Source organism: Sphingomonas edaphi, assembly GCF_003583725.1.
Taxonomy (GTDB): Bacteria; Pseudomonadota; Alphaproteobacteria; order Sphingomonadales; family Sphingomonadaceae; genus Sphingomicrobium; species Sphingomicrobium edaphi.
Genome location: NZ_QXTF01000002.1, coordinates 135,803 through 161,588 on the forward strand (window position 1 = coordinate 135,803; position 25,786 = coordinate 161,588).

24 protein-coding genes and 1 tRNA gene are annotated in these 25,786 nt (G+C 61.4%); 14 read left to right on the top strand and 11 right to left on the bottom strand.

Going from position 1 to position 25,786, the window contains the following annotated elements; all coding sequences use genetic code 11:
• Positions 1 to 9 precede the first annotated feature (9 nt).
• A complete protein-coding gene (locus D3M59_RS07530) occupies positions 10 to 246 on the bottom strand; it encodes a hypothetical protein (RefSeq protein ID WP_119533044.1) in 237 nt (78 codons plus the stop codon).
• Positions 247 to 439: 193 nt separating this feature from the next.
• On the opposite strand from D3M59_RS07530, the gene D3M59_RS07535 reads away from it, so the two are divergent.
• Both D3M59_RS07535 and D3M59_RS07540 read left to right on the top strand, forming a co-directional pair.
• Positions 440 to 835 carry a DUF6356 family protein gene (locus D3M59_RS07535; protein WP_119533045.1) on the top strand — a complete coding sequence of 132 codons (396 nt, stop codon included), beginning with the start codon at positions 440 to 442 and terminating at the stop codon, positions 833 to 835.
• 66 nt (positions 836 to 901) lie between these two features.
• On the top strand, positions 902 to 1,480 hold the full coding sequence (locus tag D3M59_RS07540; protein WP_119533046.1) for a Pycsar system effector family protein: 579 nt from the start codon (positions 902 to 904) through the stop codon (positions 1,478 to 1,480).
• A gap of 8 nt (positions 1,481 to 1,488) precedes the next feature.
• Here the strand turns inward: D3M59_RS07540 and D3M59_RS07545 are convergent, their stop codons facing one another.
• From D3M59_RS07545 to D3M59_RS07555, 3 genes are read right to left on the bottom strand one after another with little or no spacing between them, the layout of a single operon-like run.
• Positions 1,489 to 2,406, bottom strand: coding sequence for an NAD-dependent epimerase/dehydratase family protein (locus D3M59_RS07545; RefSeq protein WP_233543192.1), 918 nt, complete (start codon positions 2,404 to 2,406; stop codon positions 1,489 to 1,491).
• The gene (obgE, locus tag D3M59_RS07550; RefSeq protein WP_119533047.1) at positions 2,391 to 3,431 is read right to left on the bottom strand and encodes a GTPase ObgE; all 1,041 of its coding nucleotides are present in this window, start codon (positions 3,429 to 3,431) and stop codon (positions 2,391 to 2,393) included. Before obgE ends, D3M59_RS07545 begins: the two co-directional genes overlap by 16 nt.
• Before the next feature lie 50 nt (positions 3,432 to 3,481).
• Positions 3,482 to 4,069, bottom strand: coding sequence for a TetR family transcriptional regulator (locus D3M59_RS07555; protein WP_119533048.1), 588 nt, complete (start codon positions 4,067 to 4,069; stop codon positions 3,482 to 3,484).
• A gap of 62 nt (positions 4,070 to 4,131) precedes the next feature.
• Here D3M59_RS07555 and D3M59_RS07560 point away from each other — a divergent pair, with 62 nt between their 5' ends.
• The gene (locus D3M59_RS07560; protein ID WP_119533346.1) at positions 4,132 to 5,001 is read left to right on the top strand and encodes a metal-dependent hydrolase; all 870 of its coding nucleotides are present in this window, start codon (positions 4,132 to 4,134) and stop codon (positions 4,999 to 5,001) included.
• Position 5,002: 1 nt separating this feature from the next.
• On the opposite strand, the gene D3M59_RS07565 is transcribed toward D3M59_RS07560, so the two are convergent.
• From D3M59_RS07565 to hspQ, 4 genes are all read right to left on the bottom strand, one after another.
• A complete protein-coding gene (locus D3M59_RS07565) occupies positions 5,003 to 5,539 on the bottom strand; it encodes a GNAT family N-acetyltransferase (RefSeq protein WP_119533049.1) in 537 nt (178 codons plus the stop codon).
• A 182-nt stretch (positions 5,540 to 5,721) separates the two neighbouring features.
• The gene (rpmA, locus tag D3M59_RS07570) at positions 5,722 to 5,994 is read right to left on the bottom strand and encodes a 50S ribosomal protein L27 (RefSeq protein ID WP_119533050.1); all 273 of its coding nucleotides are present in this window, start codon (positions 5,992 to 5,994) and stop codon (positions 5,722 to 5,724) included.
• Between the two features lie 3 nt (positions 5,995 to 5,997).
• On the bottom strand, positions 5,998 to 6,474 hold the full coding sequence (rplU, locus tag D3M59_RS07575) for a 50S ribosomal protein L21 (RefSeq protein ID WP_119533051.1): 477 nt from the start codon (positions 6,472 to 6,474) through the stop codon (positions 5,998 to 6,000).
• A gap of 155 nt (positions 6,475 to 6,629) precedes the next feature.
• Positions 6,630 to 6,986: a heat shock protein HspQ gene (gene hspQ / locus D3M59_RS07580; RefSeq protein WP_119533052.1), complete on the bottom strand. Its 357-nt coding sequence runs from the start codon at positions 6,984 to 6,986 to the stop codon at positions 6,630 to 6,632.
• A gap of 126 nt (positions 6,987 to 7,112) precedes the next feature.
• On the opposite strand from hspQ, the gene D3M59_RS07585 reads away from it, so the two are divergent.
• Both D3M59_RS07585 and D3M59_RS11945 read left to right on the top strand, forming a co-directional pair.
• Positions 7,113 to 7,202 (top strand) — tRNA-Ser (locus D3M59_RS07585).
• A gap of 152 nt (positions 7,203 to 7,354) precedes the next feature.
• Positions 7,355 to 7,579 (top strand): hypothetical protein, encoded by a 225-nt coding sequence (locus D3M59_RS11945; protein ID WP_147416724.1) that lies wholly within the window; start codon positions 7,355 to 7,357, stop codon positions 7,577 to 7,579.
• Between the two features lie 57 nt (positions 7,580 to 7,636).
• On the opposite strand, the gene D3M59_RS07595 is transcribed toward D3M59_RS11945, so the two are convergent.
• Together D3M59_RS07595 and D3M59_RS07600 are read right to left on the bottom strand one after the other, a co-directional pair.
• Positions 7,637 to 8,230: a hemerythrin domain-containing protein gene (locus D3M59_RS07595; protein ID WP_119533054.1), complete on the bottom strand. Its 594-nt coding sequence runs from the start codon at positions 8,228 to 8,230 to the stop codon at positions 7,637 to 7,639.
• 124 nt (positions 8,231 to 8,354) lie between these two features.
• Positions 8,355 to 9,884: an MFS transporter gene (locus tag D3M59_RS07600; protein WP_119533055.1), complete on the bottom strand. Its 1,530-nt coding sequence runs from the start codon at positions 9,882 to 9,884 to the stop codon at positions 8,355 to 8,357.
• A 162-nt stretch (positions 9,885 to 10,046) separates the two neighbouring features.
• Between D3M59_RS07600 and D3M59_RS07605 the strand changes: the two genes are divergently transcribed.
• Complete coding sequence (locus D3M59_RS07605; RefSeq protein ID WP_119533056.1) at positions 10,047 to 11,348, top strand: sugar MFS transporter; 1,302 nt, start codon at positions 10,047 to 10,049, stop codon at positions 11,346 to 11,348.
• Here D3M59_RS07605 and D3M59_RS07610 read toward each other — a convergent pair.
• The gene (locus D3M59_RS07610; RefSeq protein WP_119533057.1) at positions 11,345 to 12,364 is read right to left on the bottom strand and encodes a LacI family DNA-binding transcriptional regulator; all 1,020 of its coding nucleotides are present in this window, start codon (positions 12,362 to 12,364) and stop codon (positions 11,345 to 11,347) included. The genes D3M59_RS07605 and D3M59_RS07610 overlap by 4 nt on opposite strands.
• Positions 12,365 to 12,564: 200 nt before the next feature.
• Between D3M59_RS07610 and D3M59_RS07615 the strand changes: the two genes are divergently transcribed.
• The 8 genes from D3M59_RS07615 to D3M59_RS07650 all read left to right on the top strand — a co-directional run bounded on the left by D3M59_RS07615 (position 12,565) and on the right by D3M59_RS07650 (position 25,782).
• Positions 12,565 to 15,399 (top strand): TonB-dependent receptor, encoded by a 2,835-nt coding sequence (locus tag D3M59_RS07615; protein ID WP_119533058.1) that lies wholly within the window; start codon positions 12,565 to 12,567, stop codon positions 15,397 to 15,399.
• A 101-nt stretch (positions 15,400 to 15,500) separates the two neighbouring features.
• On the top strand, positions 15,501 to 17,018 hold the full coding sequence (locus D3M59_RS07620; protein ID WP_119533059.1) for a tryptophan halogenase family protein: 1,518 nt from the start codon (positions 15,501 to 15,503) through the stop codon (positions 17,016 to 17,018).
• Positions 17,015 to 18,808 (top strand): alpha-amylase family glycosyl hydrolase, encoded by a 1,794-nt coding sequence (locus D3M59_RS07625; RefSeq protein WP_119533060.1) that lies wholly within the window; start codon positions 17,015 to 17,017, stop codon positions 18,806 to 18,808. The genes D3M59_RS07620 and D3M59_RS07625 overlap by 4 nt, the downstream gene beginning before the upstream one ends.
• Positions 18,805 to 20,427 carry an alpha-amylase family glycosyl hydrolase gene (locus tag D3M59_RS07630; RefSeq protein WP_119533061.1) on the top strand — a complete coding sequence of 541 codons (1,623 nt, stop codon included), beginning with the start codon at positions 18,805 to 18,807 and terminating at the stop codon, positions 20,425 to 20,427. Before D3M59_RS07625 ends, D3M59_RS07630 begins: the two co-directional genes overlap by 4 nt.
• The gene (locus tag D3M59_RS07635) at positions 20,421 to 22,445 is read left to right on the top strand and encodes a glycoside hydrolase family 97 protein (RefSeq protein ID WP_119533062.1); all 2,025 of its coding nucleotides are present in this window, start codon (positions 20,421 to 20,423) and stop codon (positions 22,443 to 22,445) included. Before D3M59_RS07630 ends, D3M59_RS07635 begins: the two co-directional genes overlap by 7 nt.
• Entirely contained in the window at positions 22,445 to 23,410 is a 966-nt protein-coding gene (locus D3M59_RS07640) for an alpha/beta hydrolase (RefSeq protein WP_119533063.1), read from the top strand. The genes D3M59_RS07635 and D3M59_RS07640 overlap by 1 nt, the downstream gene beginning before the upstream one ends.
• Before the next feature lie 2 nt (positions 23,411 to 23,412).
• Positions 23,413 to 24,393, top strand: a complete 981-nt coding sequence (gene glk / locus D3M59_RS07645; protein WP_119533064.1) for a glucokinase — start codon at positions 23,413 to 23,415, stop codon at positions 24,391 to 24,393.
• Positions 24,394 to 24,417: 24 nt separating this feature from the next.
• Positions 24,418 to 25,782 (top strand): alpha-amylase family glycosyl hydrolase, encoded by a 1,365-nt coding sequence (locus tag D3M59_RS07650; RefSeq protein WP_119533065.1) that lies wholly within the window; start codon positions 24,418 to 24,420, stop codon positions 25,780 to 25,782.
• The last annotated feature ends 4 nt before the right edge of the window (positions 25,783 to 25,786 follow it).

Below are 25,786 nucleotides of genomic sequence, written 5' to 3' on the forward strand. Positions count from 1 at the left end.
TATTCGGCTTTAGCCAGCGGCACTTCGGCGAATGGTAGGGGTAGCGCGGCAGCGCTCGTTAAGTTCGTCGTAAGCCATCATCGGCCGCCCACGTGAGTCTTCGAGGGCATCAAGCTGAAAGCGGCGATCGCCCTGAACCTGAGAGCCGTAGGAAATGGCATCGTCGATCGACGGGAATTCGACGAAGTCGTTTTCACCTTGGCGCGGACCAGCGAGCAAGAGCAGTACAAGCCGGACTGGCTGCAACGCTTACCCTCCCATTTTGCAGACCATTTGGCCTCATCCGCAATTTGTCATCAATCGAGTCCTCTAGCAATCGGCCTGTCATTTCGATGCCGGATCGTCGCTTTGCCGCAACAATCACGTCTTCCGTCACCCCGAACCACTCCGCACTTGACCGACAGTGGGTCCTTTGTCCGACTTCCCGGAGTCGAACGTGATGATCGCACGGTCACGGGCCCATCTTGCTGATGCCGGAGAGCCATATTTCGAGCATCTACGCTTTGCCACGACCGTTGGCCTGATGGCGCTGGCGGCAGGGCTGGCCTGCTTGGTGCACGCACTAATCCCCGCGCTTTGCCAGCGAACGGCGAGCCGAACGATCGGCCTACTAGGTGTGCTGGTTGTTGACAGGCGCCGCCTGAAGGAGGTCGGACGCCGATCGAGCGAGGCGATCGCCTTCGCGTTTCTGGTCCTCATGGGTTCGGCGATGGCGATCTTCTTCGCGGCTTCGCCCGCACCAGTCACGCTCCAGCTTTTTTACGGAACACTGGCCTTCAGTCTGCCGGTCACGCTGCTGCTCAGTAATAGCGAATTGGAGTCGGAAACGGCCTGACATCCCGCAGGGCTTGCCTTCGCATCCAAACCGCTGTTGCATAGCTCAACTTGCGAGGGGGTAGCGATGAACGAGGCCGAACAGCCGGTTCCGATCAGCCAAGAAGAGCGGCGGATGCTTCGCCCCGGCCATCCCGACTATGAGTTTCCCAAAGAGGTGCACAACCTTCTGGTCGCGGCCAACTCGACCAACATTACTTTATCGGGCATGGCAGATACGAAGGCATCGATCCTGATGGGCGCGAGCTTTGTGGTCTTCTCGATGTCGATTGGCGATCTTGCCGAAGGCAAGGCTAGCCTTCCACTTCTCGTCCTGACGTTGTTCTCCTTCGTGGCGACCGTGTTCGGCGTGCTGACCGTCCGGCCGACCCGAATGCCTGTCACTAAGACGCCGATCCCCGCTGACAAGGTGAATATCCTTTTCTTTGGCAGTTACACCAACGCCGACCGCGAGGAATTCGTCGACGAGATGATTAAGGTGCTATCCTCGGAGGAGGAGGTCTATCGCCGCATGACGCGCGATCTCTACGACCATGGCAGGGTTCTCCGCGACGACAAGTTCAGTTGGCTCTACTGGAGCTTTACCTTGTTCCTGGTCGGCATGGTGGCCACGGCGATCGCGGTCATCTGGCAACTGGTCAAATAGCCCGGACGTTATAGCCAGCCGTGCTGTCGGTACCACCTGGCGGTGTCGGCAAGTCCTTGCTGTGTATCGATTTGCGGCGTCCAGAGTTCGGCGGGGGCGCCTCGCGCGGGATGGACTGCCCAGTCCGGATGACAGAAATAATTGACCCGATCCGGTGTCAGCTTAGCCCTCTCGCCGCGAACCATGCGGTCCAGCGCAGCGCCCGCCCGCAGAAACGCGCGCGGCGTGGACAGCGTAACGACTTTCCTGCCGACCGCTCGACCAAGCGCTTTCCCGAACTCATGATGGGTCCAACCGCCCTCGCGCGCGTCGTCTGGCTCAACCAACGCAGGGCCAGGGGTGGCTGGAGCAGCGAGCGCCAACAGAAGGCGTGACAGGTCGTCGACGTGGACTACCGACAGGCGACCACCCGGCGGTAACAGGACGAGGCCTCGGTTTGCCATCCGGAAAAGTTCGAGCGTCTCGCGGTCGCCCGGCCCGTAGACGGCCGGTGGTCGGACGATAGCCGACGACAGCGGCGCTGCTTCGACTAGCTCTTCTGATCGCGCCTTGCTCGCTCCGTAAAGTGACAGCCCGGGTTCGCGCGCGGCCAGGGAGCTGACATGAACGAAGCGACTGACGCCAACACGCTTGGCCGCGTCCAACATCCGCTGAGTTCCCGCGACGTTGCCAGCCTCGAAACCGGGCGCATCCTGGGCGTTAATCACGCCCGCCACGTGTATGACAGCATCGACGCCCTCCGCGAGCCTGTCCAGGCCGGCTTGGTCTTCCAACGATCCCGCGATCCATTCGACGCCATCCCGGTCCGAATGTGGGCGCCGGGTTAGTGCCCGAACGGCATGACCGCTTTGAAGGGCGAGATCGATCAGGCGACTGCCGACGAAGCCGGTGCCTCCCGTGATCGCCAGTTTCAGAGGGGCGACCAAGGCTTTTCTTCCGCCACGTCGGCGGCTTCGGACGCGCCCGGCCCAAGCTTTTCGAGAAAAGCGTCAAGTACCGGCTCGATGCCGATCCCGCCTGCAGCACTCATCGGGAACACCTTGGCCCCGCTCGCTTCGGCCAGTTCGGCGGACAGCGCGTCGATAAGTTCGTCGTCGAGCGTATCGATCTTGTTGAGCGCGACGATTACCGGTTTGTCCGCCAAGCCTTCGCCATAGGCATCGAGTTCATCCCGGACGATTCGATAGCTGGTCGCGACGTCCTCGTCATTGGCATCGACGAGGTGCAGCAGCACCTTGCACCGCTCGATGTGGCCAAGGAAGCGGTCGCCGATGCCCGCGCCTTCAGCCGCGCCTTCGATCAGGCCGGGGATGTCGGCAACGACGAATTCTCGGCCACGATGGCTGACCACTCCAAGCTGCGGACGAAGTGTCGTGAACGCATAGGCGCCGACCTTTGCCTGCGCGTTGGTCACCGCATTGATGAAGGTCGACTTGCCCGCGTTCGGAAGGCCAACAAGCCCGACGTCCGCGAGTAGCTTCAAACGGAGCCAGACCCACATTTCCTCGCCCGGCCAGCCCGTTCCATGCTGGCGCGGCGCCCGGTTGGTCGAAGTCTTGTAACTGGCATTGCCGCGTCCACCGTCACCGCCTTTGAGGAAATGGATGCGCTGACCTTCCTTCGTAAAGTCGGCAAGCACGGTGCGTTCTTCGTCGTCGGCAAGGATCTGCGTCCCGACCGGGACCTTGATCACGAGATCCTTGCCGCCGGCGCCAGTCATGTTGCTGCCCGAACCGCCCTTGCCGCGCGGCGCACGGAAATGCTGCGTGTAGCGGAAATCGATCAGCGTATTGAGGCCGGGCACGGCCTCAAAAATAATATCGCCCCCCTTGCCGCCTTCGCCGCCGTCGGGACCACCATACTCAATGAACTTTTCGCGCCGGAAGCTGACGGCGCCAGGGCCGCCCGCGCCCGAGCGAATAAAAATTTTTGCCTGGTCAAGAAAATGCATGGCCGCGCCTTTAACGACAATTGTGGCGTTTGCGTAGCGCGGTCTGCCAGTTAGCCGAGCGGCGGTCCCTCATCGCCGGCGATTCCCTTGATCAGGCCGACGGCATCGTCGCGGACCGCGGCACGCGGGAGGCCTGTCGCTGCGGCAATCTCGCTGCCGGCAAGGCTGTCGCCGATCGCCAACAAGACAAGGCCAAGCGTGACGCGATCCATCGGGCGCGTGTCGCCCGCATCGCGGAAGCCTTCAAGGATCGATTGGATCGTGTCTGCGACGGGCTTCAACGCCTCGCGCTGGCGGGTAAGGGCGATCCAGCCGATCAGCTCACCGGCCCGCTGCTCGGCGAAGGCGTCGAACATCGCGTCGACTACGTCGCGCTCGCTCGCTTCGCCTCGGCGGCGCCGACCGATTGCTTCATTGATTGAATCGGAGACTTTTTGCGCAATATCTTCGGCAAGGGCACGGTGGAGACCTGCTACCGAGCCGAAGTGATGCAACAGATTGGCGTGGGTGCGCCCAATCCTTGCACCGACTGCTTTTAACGTGACGGCCGCCACGCCCTCTTCGCGTAGCAGCGCTCGCGCTGCGGCTACGGCGGCAGCGCGGCTCTCTTCAGGCGAAAGGCGTTTACGATTCTGCAATGTTATTGACATTTATGTCAGCAATGACGAAGTTGGAATTCCCAGCTGCTTGGAGTGGTTTGATGAACGCCGCAAGTGTGACTCCTTCCGACCTGACCATCACTCCGCGTGACCGCCGCTTCGTGGACAAGGTACGACCAGCCCGCTGGTGGAACGGCGGCGATCCTGTAGCGACCGCGCTGTACAATGCGCTGTCGGCAACCTTTCCCAAGGGCGAGGCATTCTTCGTCGAGAGCGTCCGCGACTTCCGTCACGATGCTCCGCCCAAGCTGTCGGATGAGATCAAGGCGTTCACAACTCAGGAAGTCATTCACAGCCGCGAGCATGCGGCCTTCAACAGGGCCGCTCTAGACGCCGGCTATCGGCTCCAGTCGCTCGAGGATCGGGTCGAATGGCGGCTTGGCCTAGTCAGGAACCGTCCGCCGATCGCTTCGCTCGCCGCGACAATGGCTCTGGAGCATTTTACTGCGATTCTGGCGCATGAGTTGCTGGCTGATCCCCGCCACCTTGCCGATGCCGAACCCGAGGCAGCGGCACTTTGGCGCTGGCACGCAACCGAGGAAATCGAGCACAAGGGCGTCGCCTACGATACTTGGCTTCATGCGACGCGGCAGTGGCCGCGCGGCAAACGCTGGAAGGTCAAGGCAAAGGTGATGATGCTGGTTACCCGCAATTTCCTCGTTGATCGCACCAGGGGAGCGCTCGAACTTCTCCGGCAGGACGGCATCACGGGCCCCCGGGCATGGGCGCGGCTGGTGTGGTTCATGTGGGTGCGGCCCGGCATGATGCGGAAGATCTTCAGTGCTTGGGCGGCGTTCTTTCTTCCTGGTTTCCACCCGTGGAACGAGGACGATCGCCACCTGATCCGCGATTACGAGGCGGGAGAGGATTCCGCCTTCGGCAGCGCGAAGAAGGTAAGGCGGGCGGCCTGAATTATGCCGCCAGCGCCTCTTCCCGTTCCACCAGCGACAAGCGGTAGAGCTTCGCGATCGCATCGCCGCCCCGCGCGCAGCTGTAGCGTGCTGCGCTAAGGCCGGTCGGCACGAATCCCAGCTTTTCGAGCACGCGGCCCGATGCCGGATTATCGACAAAGTGCGACGCCTCCAGCCGCGGCAGTTTGAGGGTGCGCGCGATGTCGATCAGTGCGCGCGATGCCTCGGTCGCGAATCCCTTGCCCCAGTGCGGACGGGCAATCCAGTAGCCCATCTCGACTGAGCCAGATGGCCGGCGCCCCAGCCCGCAGGAGCCGACGATTCGTGGTTCACCATCGGTCCTTTCGGTGATCAGGAAACTCGGCATTACGGGATCGCGCGGCGCAGCAAGGAACGCCTCCGCATCTGCCAGCGCGTAGGGCCACGGGGCGGTCGCCAAGTTGCGCACGACCTGCTCGTCGGCAATCGCACGGGCCAGCGCAGGCGCATCTTCTGCCCAGCCGGGTCTCAATAACAGGCGTTCGGTTCGAGCGAACATTGCCACATCCTTCTCCTCTCGAACTGCCCGCTACGGCAGCTCTGTTTCAGTTTCGGGAGAAGAATGAGACGCAACAAAAAAGGGAGGAGAGGGGGCTTCCCTCTTCTCCCTTTTCGAGTCCTTTTTCGGGTCTCGTCTGGGGCGCCCCCTCCCGGGAGCGGCCCTTTATCGACCGATCCCGCTTATTCCGCCGCCTCCGGCATAATGGCTTCGACGTGGACGTATTTGCGACCAAGCTTGCCATCGCGGAAAGCGACGCGACCGTCGGTGAGTGCAAAAAGCGTATGATCTTTGCCCAGGCCAACGTTGTTGCCCGGGTACCAGCGAGTGCCGCGCTGACGCACGATGATGTTGCCGCCGCGAACCGCTTCGCCGCCGAACTTCTTCACGCCGAGGCGCTTCGATTCTGAATCACGGCCGTTACGCGACGAGCCGCCTGCTTTTTTATGTGCCATGACTTACTTCTTCTCGGTCTTCTTGGCGGCCGGAGCGGCCTTCTTGGCTGCCGCCTTAGCAGGTGCAGCATCCTTTGTCGACTTGGCTTCTGCCTTAGGCGCGGCCTCCTTCGGCGCTGCTGCCTTCGCAGGTGCGGCATCGCCCTTTTCGGCCTTGGCTTCCGTCTTCTTCTCGGCCTTCTTGCCGCCGATGCTCACGATCTCGAGAATCGTGTGCTGCTGGCGATGGCCCTTCTTGCGGCGGTAGTTGTGCCGCCGGCGCTTCTTGAAGACGGTGACCTTTTCACCCTTCGCTTGGGCGACGATCTTCGCCGCGACGGTCAGGCCCGACGTGGACTTCAAGTCCGAACCTTCGCCCGCGAGCAGGACATCGGTCAGGTCGATGCTGTCGCCGGCTTCACCAGCCAGCTTTTCAACGACGATCTTGTCTCCGGGGGCAACGCGATACTGCTTGCCACCCGTGCGCACGATAGCGAACATGGGCCTCTTCACTTTCCGTAACAATTGACCGCGCAAGGATGAGCGCCGCGTGGCACAAGCCCCGCGCGGGAAAGCGTGCCGCCTATGGGGTGGGGGTGATTCTGTCAACCGGTGAAGCGCGCGAAAATGCGGCATCTGGGGTTGGATTGATCGGTCTAGTGCCGATGTTCCGGCTTCAGCTTGTAGCGTTGGCCGTCGAAGCTTTCGAATAGGGTGCCGATGGCAGGATGGTCGATGGGCTCGCCCTCCTCGTCCTGAACGAGGTTCTGCTGACTGACATAGGCGACGTAGCTCGTCTCGGCATTTTCGGCGAGAAGGTGGTAGAAAGGCTGGTCCTTCGACGGACGCATGCCCTCGGGAATCGCCTCATACCACTCCTCGCTGTTAGCAAAGACGGGATCGACGTCGAAAATCACGCCGCGGAAGTCGAGCAGTCGGTGGCGCACCATGTCGCCAATGCCATAGCGGGCATGGGGAATCGGGCTCGAATGGGACGTGGACGGGGTGTTCATGGCCTCAATGTAATGCCGCCGGTTCGGGAGGCAAGCCAAACGGGCTTTGCAATGGGCCGAACCGCTGCTAGAGGCCGCCCCCGACCGATGCCGGCCTCAGCGCCGGACAGCATCATCCTGTCATGCGGAGAGGTGGCTGAGAGGTCGAAAGCACCGCACTCGAAATGCGGCGTGCCGGCAACGGTACCGTGGGTTCGAATCCCACCCTCTCCGCCACGACACCCAGACACGACCGCGACTGCAAAAGCGTCACTCGGCCTCGGACGAAAGAGTCTGGGGAACGAGCAGGATTCGCCTTCGTTTTGTTGTTGCGACCGATGTGTGTTCCAGCGCGACCTGTTCGCAAATTGCCATCGCGGAGACCGAAAATGACGAATTCAGATGACCGGCCCTACACCCCGGGCAGCCTGCCACCCCAGCCCGTCGAGGATCGGCCGAATGTCGGAACGGCGAAACCTAGCCAATATCCAAACCGGCACGAGGGTAGCGTCGCCGATGCTGAAAAGGAGAATGAGCGGCTCAATCCCGGTGACAGCCGTCCCCCTGCGGTAGATCGCCCAAATGCTGGCCGACCCGATCCGACAGAACGATAAGCCCAGGTTCCCGCCCGCGGCGTGTGAAGTATCACCCAAGCGCGTCGCGCCCGGCCATTAAGCCGCCCAGAAGCCGGCCTTGTTGACGTCCTTGGTTAGCTGAGCGTTTTGATCATCGGACAGCTTTGCACGCAGAGCCGGGAAAATTTCTTTCTCTTCCTCTTCCGCGTGAAGCGCCACGGCGTCGCGGAAGGCGCGAACTGTTTCAATCCACATGGGGTCGGCGGCGTCCATCTTCATCAGGCGGTAGAGAAATTCCTTAACCGCGCCATGGTCGTTTTCGAGATGCTCGGCGAAGCCTTGCTGGCCGTTCTCGCGCAGCTGGGCATAAACGACATGCTCCTCGGCATAGGCATGTTTATCGAGCGCATGGGAAATCTGTGTCAGCAGCATCTTGCGCGTCCGGATGTTATCCTCGTCCGTCGCCAGCATTCTATCGAACAGCGCCATTACCGCCTCATGTTCAGCGGCCAATGCCTCGTCCCACTCGCCCGTCGACGCACTCAGGCCTTGCACCGCCAGTTTTCGGCCGAGGTTGCCGGCGATGGCGAGCGCGGCACCAGCGGCTGCGGCTGCCACTAAGCTTCCACCGGTGCCCCATTTGAAAATTCCGGCATTGCTGTCGGAGCGAGTTTTCGCACGGGTTGCCATGTTGCTCTCCTCTTAACACTATACAGCGTCCGAACTCGGAGGAGGGGGCGGGCGTTCCTACAGTTTCTCCGCCGAACCGATCGGCGCGAGAGCTATCGAGGGCGCGGCGATCGGTTCGCTTGCCTCAGGCGGCAGCAGTATCTCCTTCTGGCTTGCTATCCTCACCGACCCGCATCATCGCCAGAGCTGCTATCACCAGCGTCCCCGCCGCGAATGCCATCGTGTAAATCGGTTCGGTCGGGAAGAACGCCTTCATGATTGAGCCCATGACAGTCGCAACAAGCAGCTGCGGCACCACTACGAAAACGTTGAACAGGCCCATGTAGATACCGAGCTTTGCCTGCGGCAGGTTCGATGCGAGGATGGCGTAGGGCATGGCGAGGATCGAGGCCCACGCGATGCCGATGCCGATCTCTGCGATCAGCAGGTACTGCGCGTCCCTGAACAGGAAGAAGCTGGCGAAGCCCGCCGCCCCACACAACAACCCAACCATATGCGTCCGCGCCTTGCCGATCTGCCGGGCGAGCAGCGGCAGTAGGGTAAGGGCGGCAATCGCGGCAACGCCGTTATAGACGGCGAACAACACGCCAACCCAGTTGCCAGCCTCCTGATAGGCGGAGCTTTCTGCATCGGCCGAACCGAAGAAATACTGCGCCACCACTGGCGTCGTGTTGATCCACATGATGAACAGTGCGGACCAACTGAAGAACTGGACGATAGCCAGCTTCTTCATGATGGAGGGCATTCCGGAAAAGTCGCCGACGATACTCGACAGCATATTCGCCGAATTGCCACCGCGGGCCATGCTGATGGCCAAGGCCGACGCCAGGCCGTAGGCGACCAGCAGGCCGCCGAGCAAATAGACTTCCTTCTCAAGTCCAAACTGCAATACGGCCAGCACAACTAAGGCGCCGGCAACGATCCAAGCCAGACTTGCGCCGAACCCTCGCGACGCGAGCGCGCGGAGGGTTGACGAGCCACCCTCGTCTGGCTCTTCGCCATAGGCGCGTAGTTGGTCGGCGCTATACTCGTCGGTTGCGATGACGGTCCAAAGCACGGCCAGGAAAAGGGCAATGCCGCCGAACCAGAAGCTGTAGCGGACGGTATCGGGGATAACGCCGGCAGCGGCCTCGTTCGAAACGCCCCAATAATCGAGCAACCAGGGGAAAATGGATCCTACGACTGCGCCTGCGCCGATGAATGCCGTCTGCACGGCATATCCCGCCGTGTGCTGGTCTTTCCGAAGCATGTCTCCGACGAAAGCGCGAAACGGCTCCATCGAAATGTTCAGGCTGGCATCGAGCAGCCACAGCAATACGGCGGCGAACAGCAGGACCTCGGCCATCGGCATCAGGAATAGCGAAAGGGCCGCGAGGATCGCGCCCGCGAGAAAATAGGGCCGACGCCGGCCGAGCCGGCCAAGCCAGGTACGGTCGCTCATGAATCCGACGATCGGCTGAACCAGAAGACCAGTCAGCGGCGCCGCGATCCAGAGGGCGGGAAGGTCGTCCAATGACGAGCCCAGCGTCTGAAAGATCCGGCTCATGTTCGAATTCTGGAGCGCAAACCCGATCTGGATTCCGAAAAAGCCGAACGAAATGTTCCACAGGCCCGCCCACGACTGGCGGGGTTTGCCGGCTTCGCCCAACGTCATTCTCCCCTTGAAACCGGGTCATTGCGCCCGGTTGTTCCCGACGCTGGCAGAGCAGGAGCGGCAACACAACGTCCGTGCATTCGTATGCATCGATGCGGGGGGTGACGGGCCGCACGCGACCCGATAGCCCTTTGCGCAAATATAAGGGGAGGATTGGGGAAAATGGTGATTGCTACGCAGCCGACCGAGGGCGAGGCCAACTCCACCCCGCTTGACCTGCCGGAAGGTGGGGTCGACGCGCCCCACCTGCGCTATTTTGTCATGGCGCTGTTTTTCATCTTCGGCGGCATCACCTCGCTCAACGACGTGATCATTCCCAAGCTGAAGGAGCTTTTCACGCTCAATTACACCCAAGCGATGCTGGTACAATTCTGCTTCTTCACTGCATATTTGGTCATCGGTATTCCGGGCGCGCAGCTCGTCAAAAAAATCGGCTACATGCGGGGGGCGGTGGCGGGTCTACTGACGATGATGGTCGGGTGCCTGCTGTTCATTCCTGCCTCAAAGACTGCGACCTACGGTCTATTCCTCTTCGCGCTGTTCATCCTCGCCAGTGGGGTGGTGGTCGTCCAAGTCGTAGCAAACCCGCTGATCAGCCTGCTCGGGCCACAAAAGACGGTGCACAGCCGACTGACCTTCGCACAGGCATTCAACAGCCTCGGTACAACGATCTTCCCGCGCGTTGGCGCGACACTCATCCTCGGTAGCCTTGCCGGCGTGACTGCCGCCGAACTGTCGGGCGCCGAACTCGACGCTTACCGTACCGCCGAAACGCAGATGATCGTCAACACGTACGTCGGGTTGGCGATCGCGCTTGCTGTGATCGCCGGCATCGTCTTCCTCTTCCGCAATTCGCTGAAAGGCGAACGGCATGATCATGGCTCGCCGCTCGCCGGCTTCTCGCTGCTCAAGCGACCCCGCTTTGGCTTCGGCGCGATGTGCATCTTCCTGTACGTCGGCGCGGAAGTCGCGATCGGCTCGCTGATCGTCAATTACCTCATGCAGTCGCACGTTCTCGCCCTGGCCGATGCGGAGGCCGGTAAATACATTATGTATTATTGGGGAGGTGCGATGGTCGGCCGCTTCATCGGTTCTTACTTCCTGCGCATCCTTAGCCCGGGAAAGATCCTGGCGTTCGTCGCGGCCGGCGCAATTGCACTTATCCTGGTCTCCGCCAACACGACCGGAACCGTGTCAGCCTATAGCCTGCTGGCAATTGGCCTAATGAACTCGATCATGTTTCCGACCATTTTTAGCCTCGCCTGCGAAAAGCTCGGCCCGCGCGCGGCCGACGGCTCAGGGATCATCAACATTGCCATTTTCGGCGGTGCGGTCGTTCCGTTGCTGACGGGCATGTTGGCCGATGTGTCGGGCAGCCTCGCGACCGCGCTGCTGCTGCCGGCGGTTTGTTATTTGGTGATCGCCGCCTTCGGCATCTACGCCCGGCGACCCGCGGCCTCCTAGCTGGAGCCGCGAACGATGAGCCGGACCGGCAGCAGCACGCTGTCCGGTCCGCGCTCCTCGATCTTCGATACCAGCGTCTCGACCAGCGTCTCGCCGGCCAGGATCGCGTCCTGCGCAATGGTGGTCAGAGCCGGCTCCGCCATCCTCGCTGCGGCAAGGTTGTCGAACCCAACGATCGAAACGTCGCACGGGGTGTTTAGCCCGGCATGGTGAAGCACATGCATCGCGCCGATCGCGACCAGGTCACTAGTGGCGAAAATCGCGTCGAACGCCACGCCTGAACCCAGCAGTGTCTCCGCCGCCTCGCGTCCAGCTTCCTCCGTGGGGATGGCGTCGAACTGCAGCCGCGCGTCATGGGTCACGCCTGCTTCGTCGAGCGCGCGTCGGAAGCCCTTCCACCGCTCGACGAATTCCGGCGCCGCGTCGCTAACCGTTCCAAGGAAAGCGATCGATTTGCGACCCCGTTCGATCAGATGTTTTCCGGCCAGGTATCCGCCCTGCTCATTGTCAGACCCGACAGTCGTGCCGATCTCACCGTCGGTTGCGGCGCCCCAACGGACGAAATGCGTACCCTGCCGGACCAATTGCTCCAGCCGCGGTCGCGCCGCGACATAATCGCCATAACCAAGCAGCAGGATGCCGTCGGCCTTCCGGCTGTCCTCATAGTCGACGTGCCAGTCGCCCGACAGTTGCTGCAAGCTGATCAAGAGGTCGTACCCGCGGCTGGCGCAGGCCCGCGTTAGAGATCCCACCATCGACAGGTAGAAAGGATTGATCAACGTATCGTCCGGCGTCGGGTCTTCAAAGAAGAGAAGAGCGATGGTGCGCGAATGGCGCCTGCGCAGGCCCGATGCATTCTTGTCGACCGTATAGTTGAGCTTGCGGGCGGCATCGAGCACGCGATTCCGCGTTTCCTCACTGACGGATGGATTGCCCGACAGGGCGCGGCTGACCGTCGGTTGGGATACCCCGGCAAGCGCAGCAATATCGAAGGATGTGGGTCGGCGCGTGGTCATTTCAGGCGTCGAGAATCCGTTGCAACTTCGCCACGGCAGCGCGGCTAACGCCTTCGTAGGACAGGTGAATACGTATGTATAGCGTCCCGCACTGGCTGACTCCCGCGTCACTCCGCTGCAAAGGCTATGTCGTCGATCCGAAACAATCGGACGGGTGCGCCAAAGCGCGCGCCAACCTTTCGGGAGGGAATAGGGGTCTTATGAAAAATTTCGCGCGCTCTCTTTATGCGACGACGGCCAGCCCCGTCGCGCTTGGCCTTGCGCTGTCGCTGATCGCCACGTCTCCGGCACACGCACAGGACGCCGCAGCCGACACAACCACCGCGGCCGAAAAAGCCCAGGCTGCGCAGGAAGCCGCCGCCTCGGCGCAGGATGCAGCCGCTGCCGCGCAGCAAGCCGCCGCCGCTGCTCAGAACGCGGCCGGCGAAGACATTGTGGTCACCGGCATCCGGGCATCGATCAACAGCTCCGTCGCGCAAAAGCGGAACAATACATCGATCGTCGAAGTGATCTCGGCCGAAGACATCGGCAAGCTGCCTGACCTCTCGATTGCGGAGTCGTTGTCGCGCCTGCCGGGCCTTGCAACGCAGCGCCTCGACGGCCGCGCCAACGTCGTCTCGATCCGCGGCCTCGCTCCCGACTTCACGACCACGTTGCTGAACGGTCGTGAGCAGGTCAGCGCCAACAACAACCGTGGCGTCGAACTCGATCAGTATCCGTCGGAACTGCTCAACGGCGCCGTTGTCTACAAGACGCCCGACGCCAGCCTGATCGGCCAGGCGCTGGGCGGCACCATCGACATGCAGACCGTCCGTCCGCTGGCCCATGGCAAGCGCACCGTCGCCGTTGGCATTCGCGGCGAGGTGAACGACCTCGGCAAGCTCAACCCGGACATTTCGAACAAGGGCTATCGGTTCAACATCTCCTACATTGACCAAAATGCGGACGGCACGCTCGGCTGGGCGATCGGCTATGCCCGGATGAAGTCGCCCACGGCCGAAGAGCGTTTCAATGCATGGGGTTATCCGGGTGGTCCGGACGGCAACCTGATCATCGGCGGCGCTAAGCCCTATGTGAAGTCGAACGAGCTTAACCGCGACGGCCTCATGGGCGTCCTCGAGTTCCAGCCGAGCGACCGGGTGCACACGACAATCGACGGCTATTGGTCGCGCTTCAAGGATGACCAGCGCCTGCGCGGCATCGAATTTCCGCTCGCCTGGGGCAATTCTACCCTGCTTCCCGGCTACACTGCGGAGGACGGCCTGGTCACCTCGGGAACCTGGTCGGGCACCGAGGCGGTCATGCGCAACGACGTTGTACATCGCACGTCGAACATTTTTGCAGCTGGCTGGAACACCAAGTTCATGGCGACCGAGCGCCTAACGCTCGAAGCCGACCTTGGTTATTCGAAGCTCAAAAAGACCGAGGAAAATCTTGAAATCTATCTAGGCACGGGGCGTGGCCAGAATGTCGGCGACCGTGAGACGGCGCTGGGTTTCGAAATGCGCAACAACGGCGGGATCATCTTCAACCCGTCGCTCGACTATGCTGATCCGAACCTGTTCGTGATTACTGATCCGCAGGGTTGGAACAGCTGCGGCGGCGCGGTGCCGAACTGCCAGGACGGCTTCGTCAATACGCCGAAGATTCGCGACCAACTGGCCTCGCTGCGCCTGCAAGCGACGCAGGAACTCGACGGCTTCATCAAGAGTGTGCGGGTCGGCGCCAACTACTCCAGCCGCAAGAAGTCGCTGGATGATCGCGGCTTTGTCTTGACGAGCGAAAACTACCCGGCCGACACGCCGGTCCCGTCCGACTATTTGTATGACCCGGTGTCGCTCGACTTCATCGGCATTCCCGGCATGGTGTCGTTCGACAGCTGGGAATATTACAAGGACGGCAACTACACGCTGACTGACGAAGCGGACTGGACGCCCGGCCGAATCTTCAACGATTACACCGTCCGTGAAAAGGTGCTGACCGGCTTCGTCCAGGCGAATTTCGATCAGGACCTCGGCCAGGTTCCAGTACGCGGCAATGTCGGCCTGCAGATCGTTCACACGGACCAGGAAGGGTCCAGCTTCTACGCACAGGTCGTTGGCGGCCAAACGGAATCGACGCCCGTCACCGATGGCGACAAGTATACCGAATTCCTTCCCAGCCTGAACGTGACGGCTGAGCTTGCTCAGGGAACCTTCCTGCGCTTCGGCGCAGCCCGCATGCTGGCGCGCGCCCGTATGGACCAGCTGCGTCCGGGTGGTGGCGTCAACTTCGACTCGTCGAGGCGCAACAACACCGACATCAATGCCTCTCCTTGGTCGCTTGACCTCGGCAATGCAAAGCTGCGGCCGCTAATGGCAAAGACCTTCGACATCGCGTTCGAGAAGTATTTCGGGAAGGGTGGCTACGTCTCAGTCGGCGGATTCTACAAGCGTCTCGAAAATTGGATCTATCGTCAGTCGACCGAGTTCGACTTTACCGAGTTCGAAGTGCCCGACGGCGGCACGGTCGCGACGCGTCTGGGCCTTGCCAACCAGTGGCAGAATGGGCGCGCCGGCAAGGTTTATGGCTTCGAGGCTTCGGCGTCGCTTCCCTTCTCGACCTTCACCCCGGCGCTTGATGGCTTCGGCGTGCTGGCCAGCGGCTCCTACACCAAGAGCCGGGTGCGCGAAGGTGGTGCGGACCCGATCTCGATGCCTGGCCTGTCGCGGTGGGTCGCAAACGGAACGGCCTATTACGAAAAGAACGGCTTCCAGGTTCGCGCATCGGCACGATATCGGTCGAAGTTCCTGGCGGAGGTTTCGGGCCTGAGCCTGGCGCGGGACCGCGTCATGGCGAAGAGTGAGGTCATCCTAGACGCGCAGGTTGGTTATACGTTTGAAAGCGGGCCGCTGACGGGTCTGGGTGTCCTGCTCCAAGGCAGCAACCTCACCAACGAACCGTTCGTGACCTATTACAACGACGATCCGCGCCAGATTCGCGACTACCAGAACTACGGTCGCAACTTTATGGCCGGCGTTACCTACAGGTTCTAATGACGGTGGCGGGTCCGAGGATGTCGGACCCGCCATTTTTTTCATTGGAAGCTCTGGGATTGTGGCTTCGGTCGCCATGATAGTCGGAGGGGATAGCGATCGTGACGGATAGTCGCATTCGCGACGTCGTGATTGTCGGCGGCGGAACGGCGGGCTGGATGGCCGCTTCGGCCTTGTCGAGCGTCCTGGGCGAGCAACTTAATATCCGCCTCATCGAGAGTGACGAGATCGGCATCGTCGGTGTCGGCGAAGCGACGATCCCGGCGATCCGCCTGTTCAACGGCCTGGTCGGCATCAACGAAGACGAATTCGTTGCGGCCACTCAGGGCAGTTTCAAGTTGGGGATCGAATTCCAGAATTGGGGCAAGCCCGGCGACAGCTACATGCACGCCTTCGGTATGGTCGGCCAAAGCCTGGGCCTTGTAGAATTCTGGCAATATTGGCTGCGCGGCCGCAATGAAGGCGTCGCCGACCGCTTCTGGGACTATTCGCTCAACGAGACCGCGGCGCGGATGAACCGGTTCGGACGCCTGCCGACTATTCCCAATAGCAATCTGGACGGCATCGCTTATGCCTTCCACTTCGACGCCGGGCTCTATGCCCGCTTTCTGCGCCGGATTGCCGAACGCAACGGCGTGACGCGGATCGAGGGCAAGATTACCTCTGTCCAGCGCGATGGCGAGACCGGTTTCGTGTCGTCGGTCACGCTCGAAAGCGGAGAGGCCATCGGCGGCGAGTTGTTCATCGATTGCTCCGGCTTTCGTGGCTTGCTGATCGAACAGGCGCTCGAAACCGGTTACGACGACTGGACCCACTGGCTGCCGTGCGACCGAGCCATTGCCGTGCCCAGCGAGAATGTCGGCCCGGCGCGGCCCTACACGCAATCGATCGCCCATCAGGCGGGCTGGCAATGGCGCATCCCTCTGCAGCACCGCACAGGCAACGGCCACGTCTTCTGCTCCGACTTCATCAGCGAGGACGAAGCGACCGCAACCTTGCTGTCAAACCTTGAAGGACCCGCGCTGGCGGATCCGCGATCGTTGCGCTTCGCGACGGGGATGCGCAAGCGTGGATGGAACAAGAACGTCGTGGCGCTAGGCTTGTCGTCTGGCTTCATGGAGCCGCTGGAATCGACCAGCATCCACCTGATCCAGAACGGCATCGCCAAGCTGATTTCGCATTTCCCGGACCGCGGCTTCGCCCCCGCCAACGTCGAAGCCTACAATCGCCGCGTCGCATATGATTATGAGCGGATTCGCGATTTCATCGTGCTCCATTATTACGCCAACCAGCGGGAAGAGTCGTTCTGGAAACGTTGCCGTGAAATGGCCATCCCCGACTCGCTACGGCAAAAGATTGACTTGTTCCGCGCGACCGGCCGCATTTTCCGCGAACAGGAAGAACTGTTCGTCGAAGTGGGCTGGTTTCAGGTGCTAACGGGCCAGAATATCGTCCCCAACACCTATCATCCATTGGCGGATGCCCTGACCAAGGATGAGCTTCGGCAGTTTTTCGCCGACCTGAAGACCATCATCGGCGGGACCGCCTCGCGCCTGCCTCCACACGACATTTTCATTCGCCAGTTTTGCGCAGCCGCTTCGCAGAAAGTCCCAGCATGAAGAAATTGCTCACTGTCGCTGTCATGCTGATGACCGCTACCCCGGTTGCGGCAGCGGACTATCGCTCGCGCCTGCCGGAAGACGAGCTTATCTATTTCATGCTACCCGACCGGTTCGAAAATGGCGACCGCAAGAACGATCTCGGTGGGTTGAAAGGGGACCGGCTAAAGACCGGCTACGATCCAACGCACAAGGGCTTCTATCACGGCGGCGACCTCAAGGGATTGATCAACCGCCTCGACTATCTCCAAGGCATGGGCATCACCGCCATCTGGGTGGCGCCGATCTTCAAGAACAAACCGGTGCAGGGACCGTCGGGGCAAGAGTCCGCGGCCTATCACGGCTATTGGGTGACGGACTTCACTCAGGTCGATCCGCACCTCGGCACCAATGCTGAATTTAAGCAGTTGGTCGACGAAGCGCATCGCCGCGGCATGAAGGTCTATATGGACATCATCGCCAACCACACGGCCGACGTGATCCAGTACAAGGGCTGCGCGATCCAGGCCTGCGGCTACCGATCGATCGCTGACTATCCCTACCAGCGGCGCGGCGGCGCGACCGGGGTGCCGATCAACGGCGGCTACAAGGGCGACCGAGACAAGTCGGTGGAAAATTTCGCGAAGCTGACCAACCCGAATTTTGCCTATGAAGTCGAAGTGCCGCCCGCTGAAAAGTCGGTGAAAGTTCCAGCTTGGCTCAACGACCCAATCTGGTACCACAACCGCGGCAATTCGGAATGGCACGGGGAAAGCACGACCTACGGCGACTTCTCCGGCCTCGATGACCTTATGACCGAAAACCCGCGCGTCGTCGCGGGGCTGATCGAGGTTTTTGGCAGCTGGATCGACCGGTTCGGCGTCGACGGATTCCGCATCGATACCGCCAAGCATGTGAACCCTGAATTCTGGCAAGCTTTCGTCCCGGCGATCCTGCAACGGGCAAAGGCGCGCGGTATCCCGAACTTCCACATCTTCGGCGAAGTCTACCAGGACACGATGGAGCCCGGCACGCTGGCCGTCCACACCCGGGTCGACAATTATCCCGCCGTACTCGACTTCGCTTTTCGTGCGGCGGCGCTCCGCACGCTGGCCGGCGGCGACGGTACCGAGGTTTGGGAACGGCTGTTCTTCGGCGACCCGCTTTACGAAGGCGGAGCGGACAAGGCGCGCCAACTGCCGACCTTTGTCAGCAATCATGACGCGGGCCGCTTTTCTATGTTCGTGCGCCGCGCCTTCCCCAAAGCGAGCGACGAGGAAGTCCTCGACCGCGTCATGCTGTCGCATGCCATGCTGCTGACGCTGCGCGGCGTTCCGACCATCTACTCGGGTGACGAGCAGGGCTTCGTCAGCGACGAGGGCGACCAGGGCGCACGCGAGGACATGTTCCCCAGCAAGGTAGCGATCTACAACGACAACCGCCTGCTCGGCACAGCCAATACTACGGCGATCTCCAACTTTGACACTGCCCATCCGCTCTACCGGCTGATTGCAACGCTGGGTAAGGTCCGAGCCGAAACGCCCGCGCTCCGCCGTGGCCGCCAGTTGACCCGGGCCTCCAGCCAGAAAGCAGGACTCTTCGCCGTGTCCCGCTTCGATCCCGATACCGGAAAAGAAGTGCTGCTAGCGTTTAATACCTCGACGCAGGTGATCACCCAAAATGTCGTCGTTGAAGTAGATAGCCGGAACTTTACGGCGCTCGCTGGCCAATGCGCCCCACATGCCAGCGCGCCGGGCAGCATCCGTATCACCCTGCCGCCCCTTGGCTATGCGGTGTGTGCCGCCCGATGAGCACCAAGTTGGCCGACCTTGGCAACGCGCGCGCTACTGCCACCCCGCCGTGGTGGAAAGGCGCGGTCATTTATCAAGTTTACCCGCGCAGCTTCGCAGACTCGAACGGCGACGGCATTGGCGATCTGAAGGGCGTCACCACGCATCTCGACTATGTCGCCAGCCTCGGCTGCGAGGGCGTGTGGATCTCGCCGTTCTTCACGTCACCGATGAAGGACTTCGGGTACGATGTCGCCGACTATTGCGGGGTCGATCCTATCTTCGGCACGCTGGACGATTTCGACGCGCTAGTGGAACGGGCCCATTTGCTCGGCCTCAAGGTAATGATCGACCAGGTCTATTCGCACAGCAGCGACGAACATCCCTGGTTTCGCGAAAGCCGCTCGTCGCGCAACAACCCAAGGTCCGACTGGTACGTCTGGGCGGACGCCAAGCCGGACGGTTCTCCGCCCAACAATTGGCAGTCTGTGTTCGGCGGTCCTTCATGGACTTGGGACGCCCGGCGCGAGCAATATTATCATCACAGCTTCCTAAAGGAGCAGCCGCAGCTAAACCTGCACAATCGCAATGTGCAGGACGCGTTGCTGGAGGTTGCGAAGTTCTGGCTCGATCGCGGCGTCGACGGCTTCCGCCTAGACGCACTCAACTTCGCGATGCACGACCTGCAGCTGCGCGATAATCCGCCGGTCGAAAATCCGGTCAAGCGGACCCGCCCGTTCGATTTCCAACATCATTTCTACAATCAGGGCGACCCAGGCATTGTCCTATTTGTTGAGCGAATGCGGGAATTGGCTGACCGTTATCGCGTAGCGTTTACACTCGCGGAAGTCGGCGGCGAACGCGCGGGTGAGGAGATGAAACTCTACACGGCGGGAAACGCGAGACTGCACAGCGCGTACGGGTTCGACTATCTATACGCCGAAGCACTTACTCCCGAAGTGGTCCGCGAGACGATCCGCAAATGGTCGGGCGAAGCCGGCGAGGGCTGGCCGAGCTGGGCCTTCTCTAACCATGATGCTCCCCGCTTCGCCTCGCGCTGGTGGGGCAGCGACCGGCGGGATGCCTTCGTTCGCGTCGCCCTGCTGATGCTGGTGAGCCTGCGGGGCAACGTCATCCTCTACCAAGGCGAAGAGCTTGGCCTGCCACAGGCGCATGTTCCCTTCGACGCGCTCCAGGATCCTGAGGCAATCGCCAACTGGCCACAGACGCTGGGTCGCGACGGTGCCCGCACGCCAATGCCCTGGACCGGCGGTGCGGACGGCGGGTTCGGTAGCGACAAGCCGTGGCTGCCGTTCGATCCGGCACACCTGCAGCTTAATGTCGCAGATCAGGACGGTGACCCGGAATCGATTCTCAACTGGACTCGGCAGCTGGTGGCGCTTCGCCGGCAGGAGAAGGTGCTTCGCGAAGGCGACATTCGGATTCTCGACGATGTCAGCGACCAAGTCGTGGCGTTCGAACGTCAACTGGACGACGAACGGCTTCTCTGCCTGTTCAACCTGTCGACGTCGCCAGCTGCCAATCCGGCCCCGGGCGGCTTGGTCCTGCTGAGCGTTAACGGCGCCGACCCGTCTTTTGAAATGATCCCTCCCGCTTCAGGATATATTGCCCGATGCTAGTGCGCTTTATTGCGGCCCTGTCGCTCCTCTTCACCGCCGTCCCCGCTATGGCGGAGGCCGTTTCCGTCGATTCTCCTGGCAAAGTCCTCAAGGTAACGCTGGACCTCAACGGAGAGGGCCGGCTGCACTATCGTGTCGACCGGCTCGGCAAGCCGGTGATCGGCGAAAGCCAGCTTGGTTTCCTCTTCACCGACCAGCCGCAGATGCTGCGCAATTTCGAGATCGTTGGCCAACGTATTCGCGAGCAGGACGATACGTGGACGACGCCGTGGGGCGAAGACCGAACGATCCGGAACCACTATCGCGAAATGATCGTCGACGTCTCGGAGAAGAGTCCGCTGAGGCGTCGCATGGTGATTGAAATTCGCGCCTATGACGACGGCATCGGGTTCCGCTACCGCCTCCCGGCCCGTGACAGCGGCAAGGCCACGAACATCGCGGAGGAACTGACGCAGTTCCGCCTGGCTCATGATGGCAAGGCTTGGTGGGCGCCGGCGTTCGAAAGCAACCGCGAGGAATATCTCTACAATGCGACGCAGGTTAGCGGCATCGCCACCGCCCAGACCCCGCTGACCATGGTGCTGACCGACGGAACGCACGTTTCGATCCACGAAGCTGCGCTGGTGGATTATTCCGGCATGAACGTCGCCCGCGTAGAAGGCACACTGCTGAAAGCCGTGCTGACTCCGTCATCGACGGGCGCCAAGGTCAGCCGGACGGGCGAGTTCACCACGCCGTGGCGGATGGTGACGATCACGCCAGATGCGCCGTCACTCTACGCCGCGCGCAACTTGGTCCTCAACCTCAACGAAGCCAACAAGCTGGGAGATGTGAGCTGGGTGAAGCCCCGCAAATATGTCGGTATCTGGTGGGGCATGCACCTCGACACGCAAACCTGGGCATCGGGCGCCAAGCATGGCGCAACGACTGAGAACGCGCTGAAGCTGATCGACTTTGCAGCGAAGCACAAAATTCCGGGCATGCTGATCGAAGGCTGGAATATCGGCTGGGACGGCGACTGGTTTGCAAACGGGTGGGATTTCAGCTTCACCAAGCCATATCCCGACTTCGACATGCCGCGCATCGCCGCCTATGCCCGCAAGAAGGGTGTTCACATCATTGGCCACCACGAGACCTCCGCGAACATCGCCAACTATGAAGCTCAGCTGGGCGGCGCAATGGACTATTACCGGGCCAACGGCATTGACGCGGTCAAAACAGGTTACGTCTCCGACGCAGGCGGCGTGCAGGCACGCGGCGCTGATGGTCAGATCGATTTCGAATGGCATGAAGGGCAGGTCATGTCGCGCCATCACCTGAAGGTCGTAACCGAGGCAGCGAAGCGTCGGATCATGGTCAACGCCCACGAACCGATCAAGGACACGGGTTTGCGCCGGACCTATCCGAACTGGGTCAGCCGCGAAGGACAGCGCGGGATGGAGTATAACGCCTGGGGCGTGCCGAAGAACCCGCCGGTCTATGACACGGAACTGTTCTTCACGCGCATGATGGCAGGGCCAATGGACTATACGCCGGGAATCGTCAGCCTGAAGGGCCGCGGGGACACGGACATTCTGTCAACGCTCGCGCGGCAACTTGCTTTGTATGTCGTCATCTATTCGCCGGTGCAGATGGCCGCCGACCTTCAGGAGAACTACGAGGCGAGCCCCGTCGCCTTCGATTTCATCAAGCAGGTTCCTGTCGATTGGGACGAAACGCGCGTGCTGGACGCGACGGTCGGTGAGCATGTCGTCGTTGCGCGCAAGGAGCGGGGGCGTCCCGACTGGTATGTCGGCGGCGTAACCGATGGATCAGCGCGTAATGTGACGGTCTCGCTCGATTTCCTCGATGCGGGTAAAAGCTATAACGCCATTATCTATCGCGACGGCCCGACAGCGGAGGCAGGCCCCAAGGGCAAGGACATGATCCGTGAATCGCGCGTCGTCCGACGCGGTGATCGCGTCGAGCTGGCGATGGCGCCGGGCGGCGGATTCGCGATTCGGTTGTCGAGGCGCTGATGCGCCTTGTCCGCCTGCTGGCCGGCGTGCTGGCCCTGACCCTGGCTCCGGTCGCCGCAGCGGCGGCCGAGCCGAAGCGAGTGGTGCCGGAAGTCTCCGACGGGCGCATCGTCGACCTTGGTGTGATGACCTCCCGCCATGCTGATCCGCGTCGTGTCGTCGTCTGGCTGCCGCCTCATTATTCCGCCACGGGCAACCCGTACGCGGTCCTGTACATGCATGACGGGCAAAACCTATTCGACAAGGCCACGGCCGGATACGGCATGGAATGGCAGGTTGACGAGGTTGCGTCCCGGCTCATGCGCGAGGGCAAGATGCGCCCGGCCATCGTCGTCGGCGTCTGGAACACACCAAAGCGGCTTCGCGAATATTTGCCTTCGAAGGCCTTTGACCGCCTACCACCGCAGTACATTGACCGGGTGCGCGGGCTCTATGGCGGCGAACCGTTGTCGGACGGGTATTTGAAGTTCATTGTCACCGAATTGAAGCCCGCAATCGACCGGCGCTTCAACGTCCTTCGCGATCGCAAAAATACACTGATCATGGGTTCGTCGATGGGCGCGCTCATCTCGCTATATGCCATCAATCAATATCCGCAGGTCTTCGGCGGGGCAGGGATGGTATCCACGCACTGGCCGCTGTTCCTCGCGGAACCGGGCAAGGATCTAACCGACGAGGAAGTGAATGTCGTGGCCTCCTCGTTTGAAGCCTACCTCCGTCCGTCGCTGGCCTCGCCCAAGACGCACCGACTCTATTTCGATCACGGCACCGAGACGCTGGACTCGCAATACGCGGTATACCAGCAGCGCATTGACCGCATTGTCGCAGCGAAGGGCTACCGCCAAGGCAGGAATTGGGTGACGCGCAACTTCCCGGGCCAGGAGCATAACGAGAAAAGCTGGGCCTCGCGGGTCGAAGTGCCGCTCCAGTTCCTGCTGCCTCCATTCGAGACGAGGAGCCGGTGACGTTGCGTAGCAGACGAACGATCGCCGTCGCAGATGTCGGCGGGACGCACGCCCGGTTTGCGCTGGCGGAGATAGCGAACGGACAGGTTCGGTCGCTGGGTGAGCCGGTTACGTTCAGGACCGCCGATCACGCGAGTTTTCAGATTGCGTGGCAAGAGTTCGGGCGCACGATTGGCGGCGCGTTGCCTGATGCTATCGGCATCGCTTTTGCCGGTCCCGTGGGCGGCGAGGTGTTGAAGCTCACGAACAATCCTTGGGTTATCCGCCCGGCGTTGATGCAGGAGCGGCTGGGAGTCACCGAATATAAAATCGTCAACGACTTCGGCGCTGTCGCGCATGCCGTCGCACAGCTCGGCGCAGAGTATTTTGATCATGTCTGCGGACCAGAAGGGCCGATGCCGGCGACCGGCGTTACGACCGTGGTCGGTCCCGGGACCGGGCTTGGCGTTGCACAATTGCTGCGCGCCGACGTCGGTTACCACGTCATCGAGACTGAAGGGGGCCATGTCGATTTCGCGCCTCTCGACGCGCTAGAAGACAAGATCCTGAACCATCTCCGCCGCTCATTCCGCCGTGTGTCGGTCGAAAGGATTGCAGCTGGCTCGGGATTGGCGAACATCTACAACGCCATTGCCGCCATCGAGGGCAAGGCTGTCCCCCATCGCGATGACAAGGAGCTCTGGACGGCCGGATTGGACGGATCGGACCCGCTGGCGACGGCCGCGGTCGACCGGTTTTTCCTTTCGCTTGGTGCCGTCGCTGGGGACCTCGCTCTCGCGCATGGCGCCAATGCTGTCGTTCTTGCTGGTGGCCTCGGTTATCGGTTGAAAGACCGATTCGAGACTAGCGGCTTTTCCGATCGTTTTATCGCCAAGGGTCGGTTCGAGCGGCGGATGGAGGCGATTCCGGTCAAGCTGGTCAGCCACCCGCAACCCGGCCTGTTCGGCGCTGCGGCAGCCTTCGCATCGACCTTCACCGGCTAGCCGGTCAACCAATAGGTGTCCAAAATGAAAGCTCTTGTTGCAGTCGCGATGCTGTTGGCGTCAGTTCCGGCCGTCGCTCAGCCGGTTAGTGCGTATGCGCCCGAGAGCTTCGAAGGGGTCAAGCATCCCGACTGGTCACGCAAGGCGGTCATCTACCAGGTCAACACCCGGCAGTTCACGCCGGAGGGGACATTGAAGGCTGCAACGGCGCAGATCCCGCGTCTAAAAGCGATGGGCGTCGATATTCTGTGGCTGATGCCGATTCATCCGATCGGGGAAAAGAACCGTAAGGGCACGCTGGGCAGCCCTTATTCGGTGCGCGATTATCGGGCGGTCAATCCGGAACTTGGCACGACGGCGGACCTAAAGGCCTTCGTCGACGCGGCGCATGCCAAAGGCATGAAGGTCATTCTCGACTGGGTCGCGAACCACACTGCCTGGGATCATCCGTGGGTCAAGCAGCACCCAGAATGGTATGAACGCGACTGGAAGGGCGCAAATGTTTCCACTCCTTGGTGGGACTGGTCCGACATCATCGATCTCGATTATTCACATGCCGGATTGCGGCGGGAAATGGCGCAGTCGATGGCATATTGGGTCCGGGACGTCGGCGTCGATGGGTTCCGCGCTGACGTCGCTGGCTATGTCCCGCCCGACTTCTGGACAGACGTCCGCCGCGACCTCGAAGCGATAAAGCCGGTGTGGATGCTGGGAGAGTTCAACCACCGAGACCTGCACCTGACCTCGTTCGATTCCAGCTACGGTTGGGCTTGGGCAGAAGCCGTAATGAAAATTGCAAAAGGCGAGGCCGACACGGGCGCGCTCTACGGTTTCTACAGCGAGAACCAGAGCGCATGGCCGACCGGTGCGCAGCGAATGATTTTCACGTCTAACCACGATGAGAATGCCTGGGCAGGGACGGAGTTCGAGCGGTTCGGCCCGGCGCTGGACAATGCCTTCGCTCTGCTGTTCACGTCGGAAGGAATTCCGCTGATCTACAACGGTCAGGAAGCTGGAAATGGCAAGCGCATAAAATTCTTTGAGCGAGACCCGATAGCTTGGAAAGATCATCCCAATGGCGCGCTGATCCGGGACTGGATCACGTTCCGGAAGCAGCATCCCGCCCTCGACAACGCCCCTTGGGGCGCTCGCATGGTGCAGGTGAAAAACAGCGACGCGACGAAGGTGTTCAGCTTCGTACGGGCCAAGGCGGGCGATGCCATCTTCGTTGCGCAAAATTACAGCGCCGAACCGAAGAGCGTTACGCTGGATGAATTGCCGTACGCGGGCGATTGGACCGAAAAGGGCGGGACGGTGAAAACGCTGGCGAAAGGGAGCCGCCTTGATTTGGCGCCTTGGTCCACGCGCGTCTTTACCCGGCGCTACTGACCGC

Coding starts and splice junctions, on each gene's coding strand:
- D3M59_RS07535 (WP_119533045.1), top strand. CDS start 440: ATGATCGCACGGTCACGGGCCCATCTTGCTGATGCCGGAGAGCCATAT.
- D3M59_RS07540 (WP_119533046.1), top strand. CDS start 902: ATGAACGAGGCCGAACAGCCGGTTCCGATCAGCCAAGAAGAGCGGCGG.
- obgE (WP_119533047.1), bottom strand. CDS start 3,431: ATGCATTTTCTTGACCAGGCAAAAATTTTTATTCGCTCGGGCGCGGGC.
- D3M59_RS07560 (WP_119533346.1), top strand. CDS start 4,132: ATGAACGCCGCAAGTGTGACTCCTTCCGACCTGACCATCACTCCGCGT.
- D3M59_RS07565 (WP_119533049.1), bottom strand. CDS start 5,539: ATGTTCGCTCGAACCGAACGCCTGTTATTGAGACCCGGCTGGGCAGAA.
- rpmA (WP_119533050.1), bottom strand. CDS start 5,994: ATGGCACATAAAAAAGCAGGCGGCTCGTCGCGTAACGGCCGTGATTCA.
- rplU (WP_119533051.1), bottom strand. CDS start 6,474: ATGTTCGCTATCGTGCGCACGGGTGGCAAGCAGTATCGCGTTGCCCCC.
- hspQ (WP_119533052.1), bottom strand. CDS start 6,986: ATGAACACCCCGTCCACGTCCCATTCGAGCCCGATTCCCCATGCCCGC.
- D3M59_RS11945 (WP_147416724.1), top strand. CDS start 7,355: ATGACGAATTCAGATGACCGGCCCTACACCCCGGGCAGCCTGCCACCC.
- D3M59_RS07595 (WP_119533054.1), bottom strand. CDS start 8,230: ATGGCAACCCGTGCGAAAACTCGCTCCGACAGCAATGCCGGAATTTTC.
- D3M59_RS07600 (WP_119533055.1), bottom strand. CDS start 9,884: ATGACGTTGGGCGAAGCCGGCAAACCCCGCCAGTCGTGGGCGGGCCTG.
- D3M59_RS07605 (WP_119533056.1), top strand. CDS start 10,047: ATGGTGATTGCTACGCAGCCGACCGAGGGCGAGGCCAACTCCACCCCG.
- D3M59_RS07610 (WP_119533057.1), bottom strand. CDS start 12,364: ATGACCACGCGCCGACCCACATCCTTCGATATTGCTGCGCTTGCCGGG.
- D3M59_RS07615 (WP_119533058.1), top strand. CDS start 12,565: ATGAAAAATTTCGCGCGCTCTCTTTATGCGACGACGGCCAGCCCCGTC.
- D3M59_RS07625 (WP_119533060.1), top strand. CDS start 17,015: ATGAAGAAATTGCTCACTGTCGCTGTCATGCTGATGACCGCTACCCCG.
- D3M59_RS07630 (WP_119533061.1), top strand. CDS start 18,805: ATGAGCACCAAGTTGGCCGACCTTGGCAACGCGCGCGCTACTGCCACC.
- D3M59_RS07635 (WP_119533062.1), top strand. CDS start 20,421: ATGCTAGTGCGCTTTATTGCGGCCCTGTCGCTCCTCTTCACCGCCGTC.
- D3M59_RS07640 (WP_119533063.1), top strand. CDS start 22,445: ATGCGCCTTGTCCGCCTGCTGGCCGGCGTGCTGGCCCTGACCCTGGCT.
- D3M59_RS07650 (WP_119533065.1), top strand. CDS start 24,418: ATGAAAGCTCTTGTTGCAGTCGCGATGCTGTTGGCGTCAGTTCCGGCC.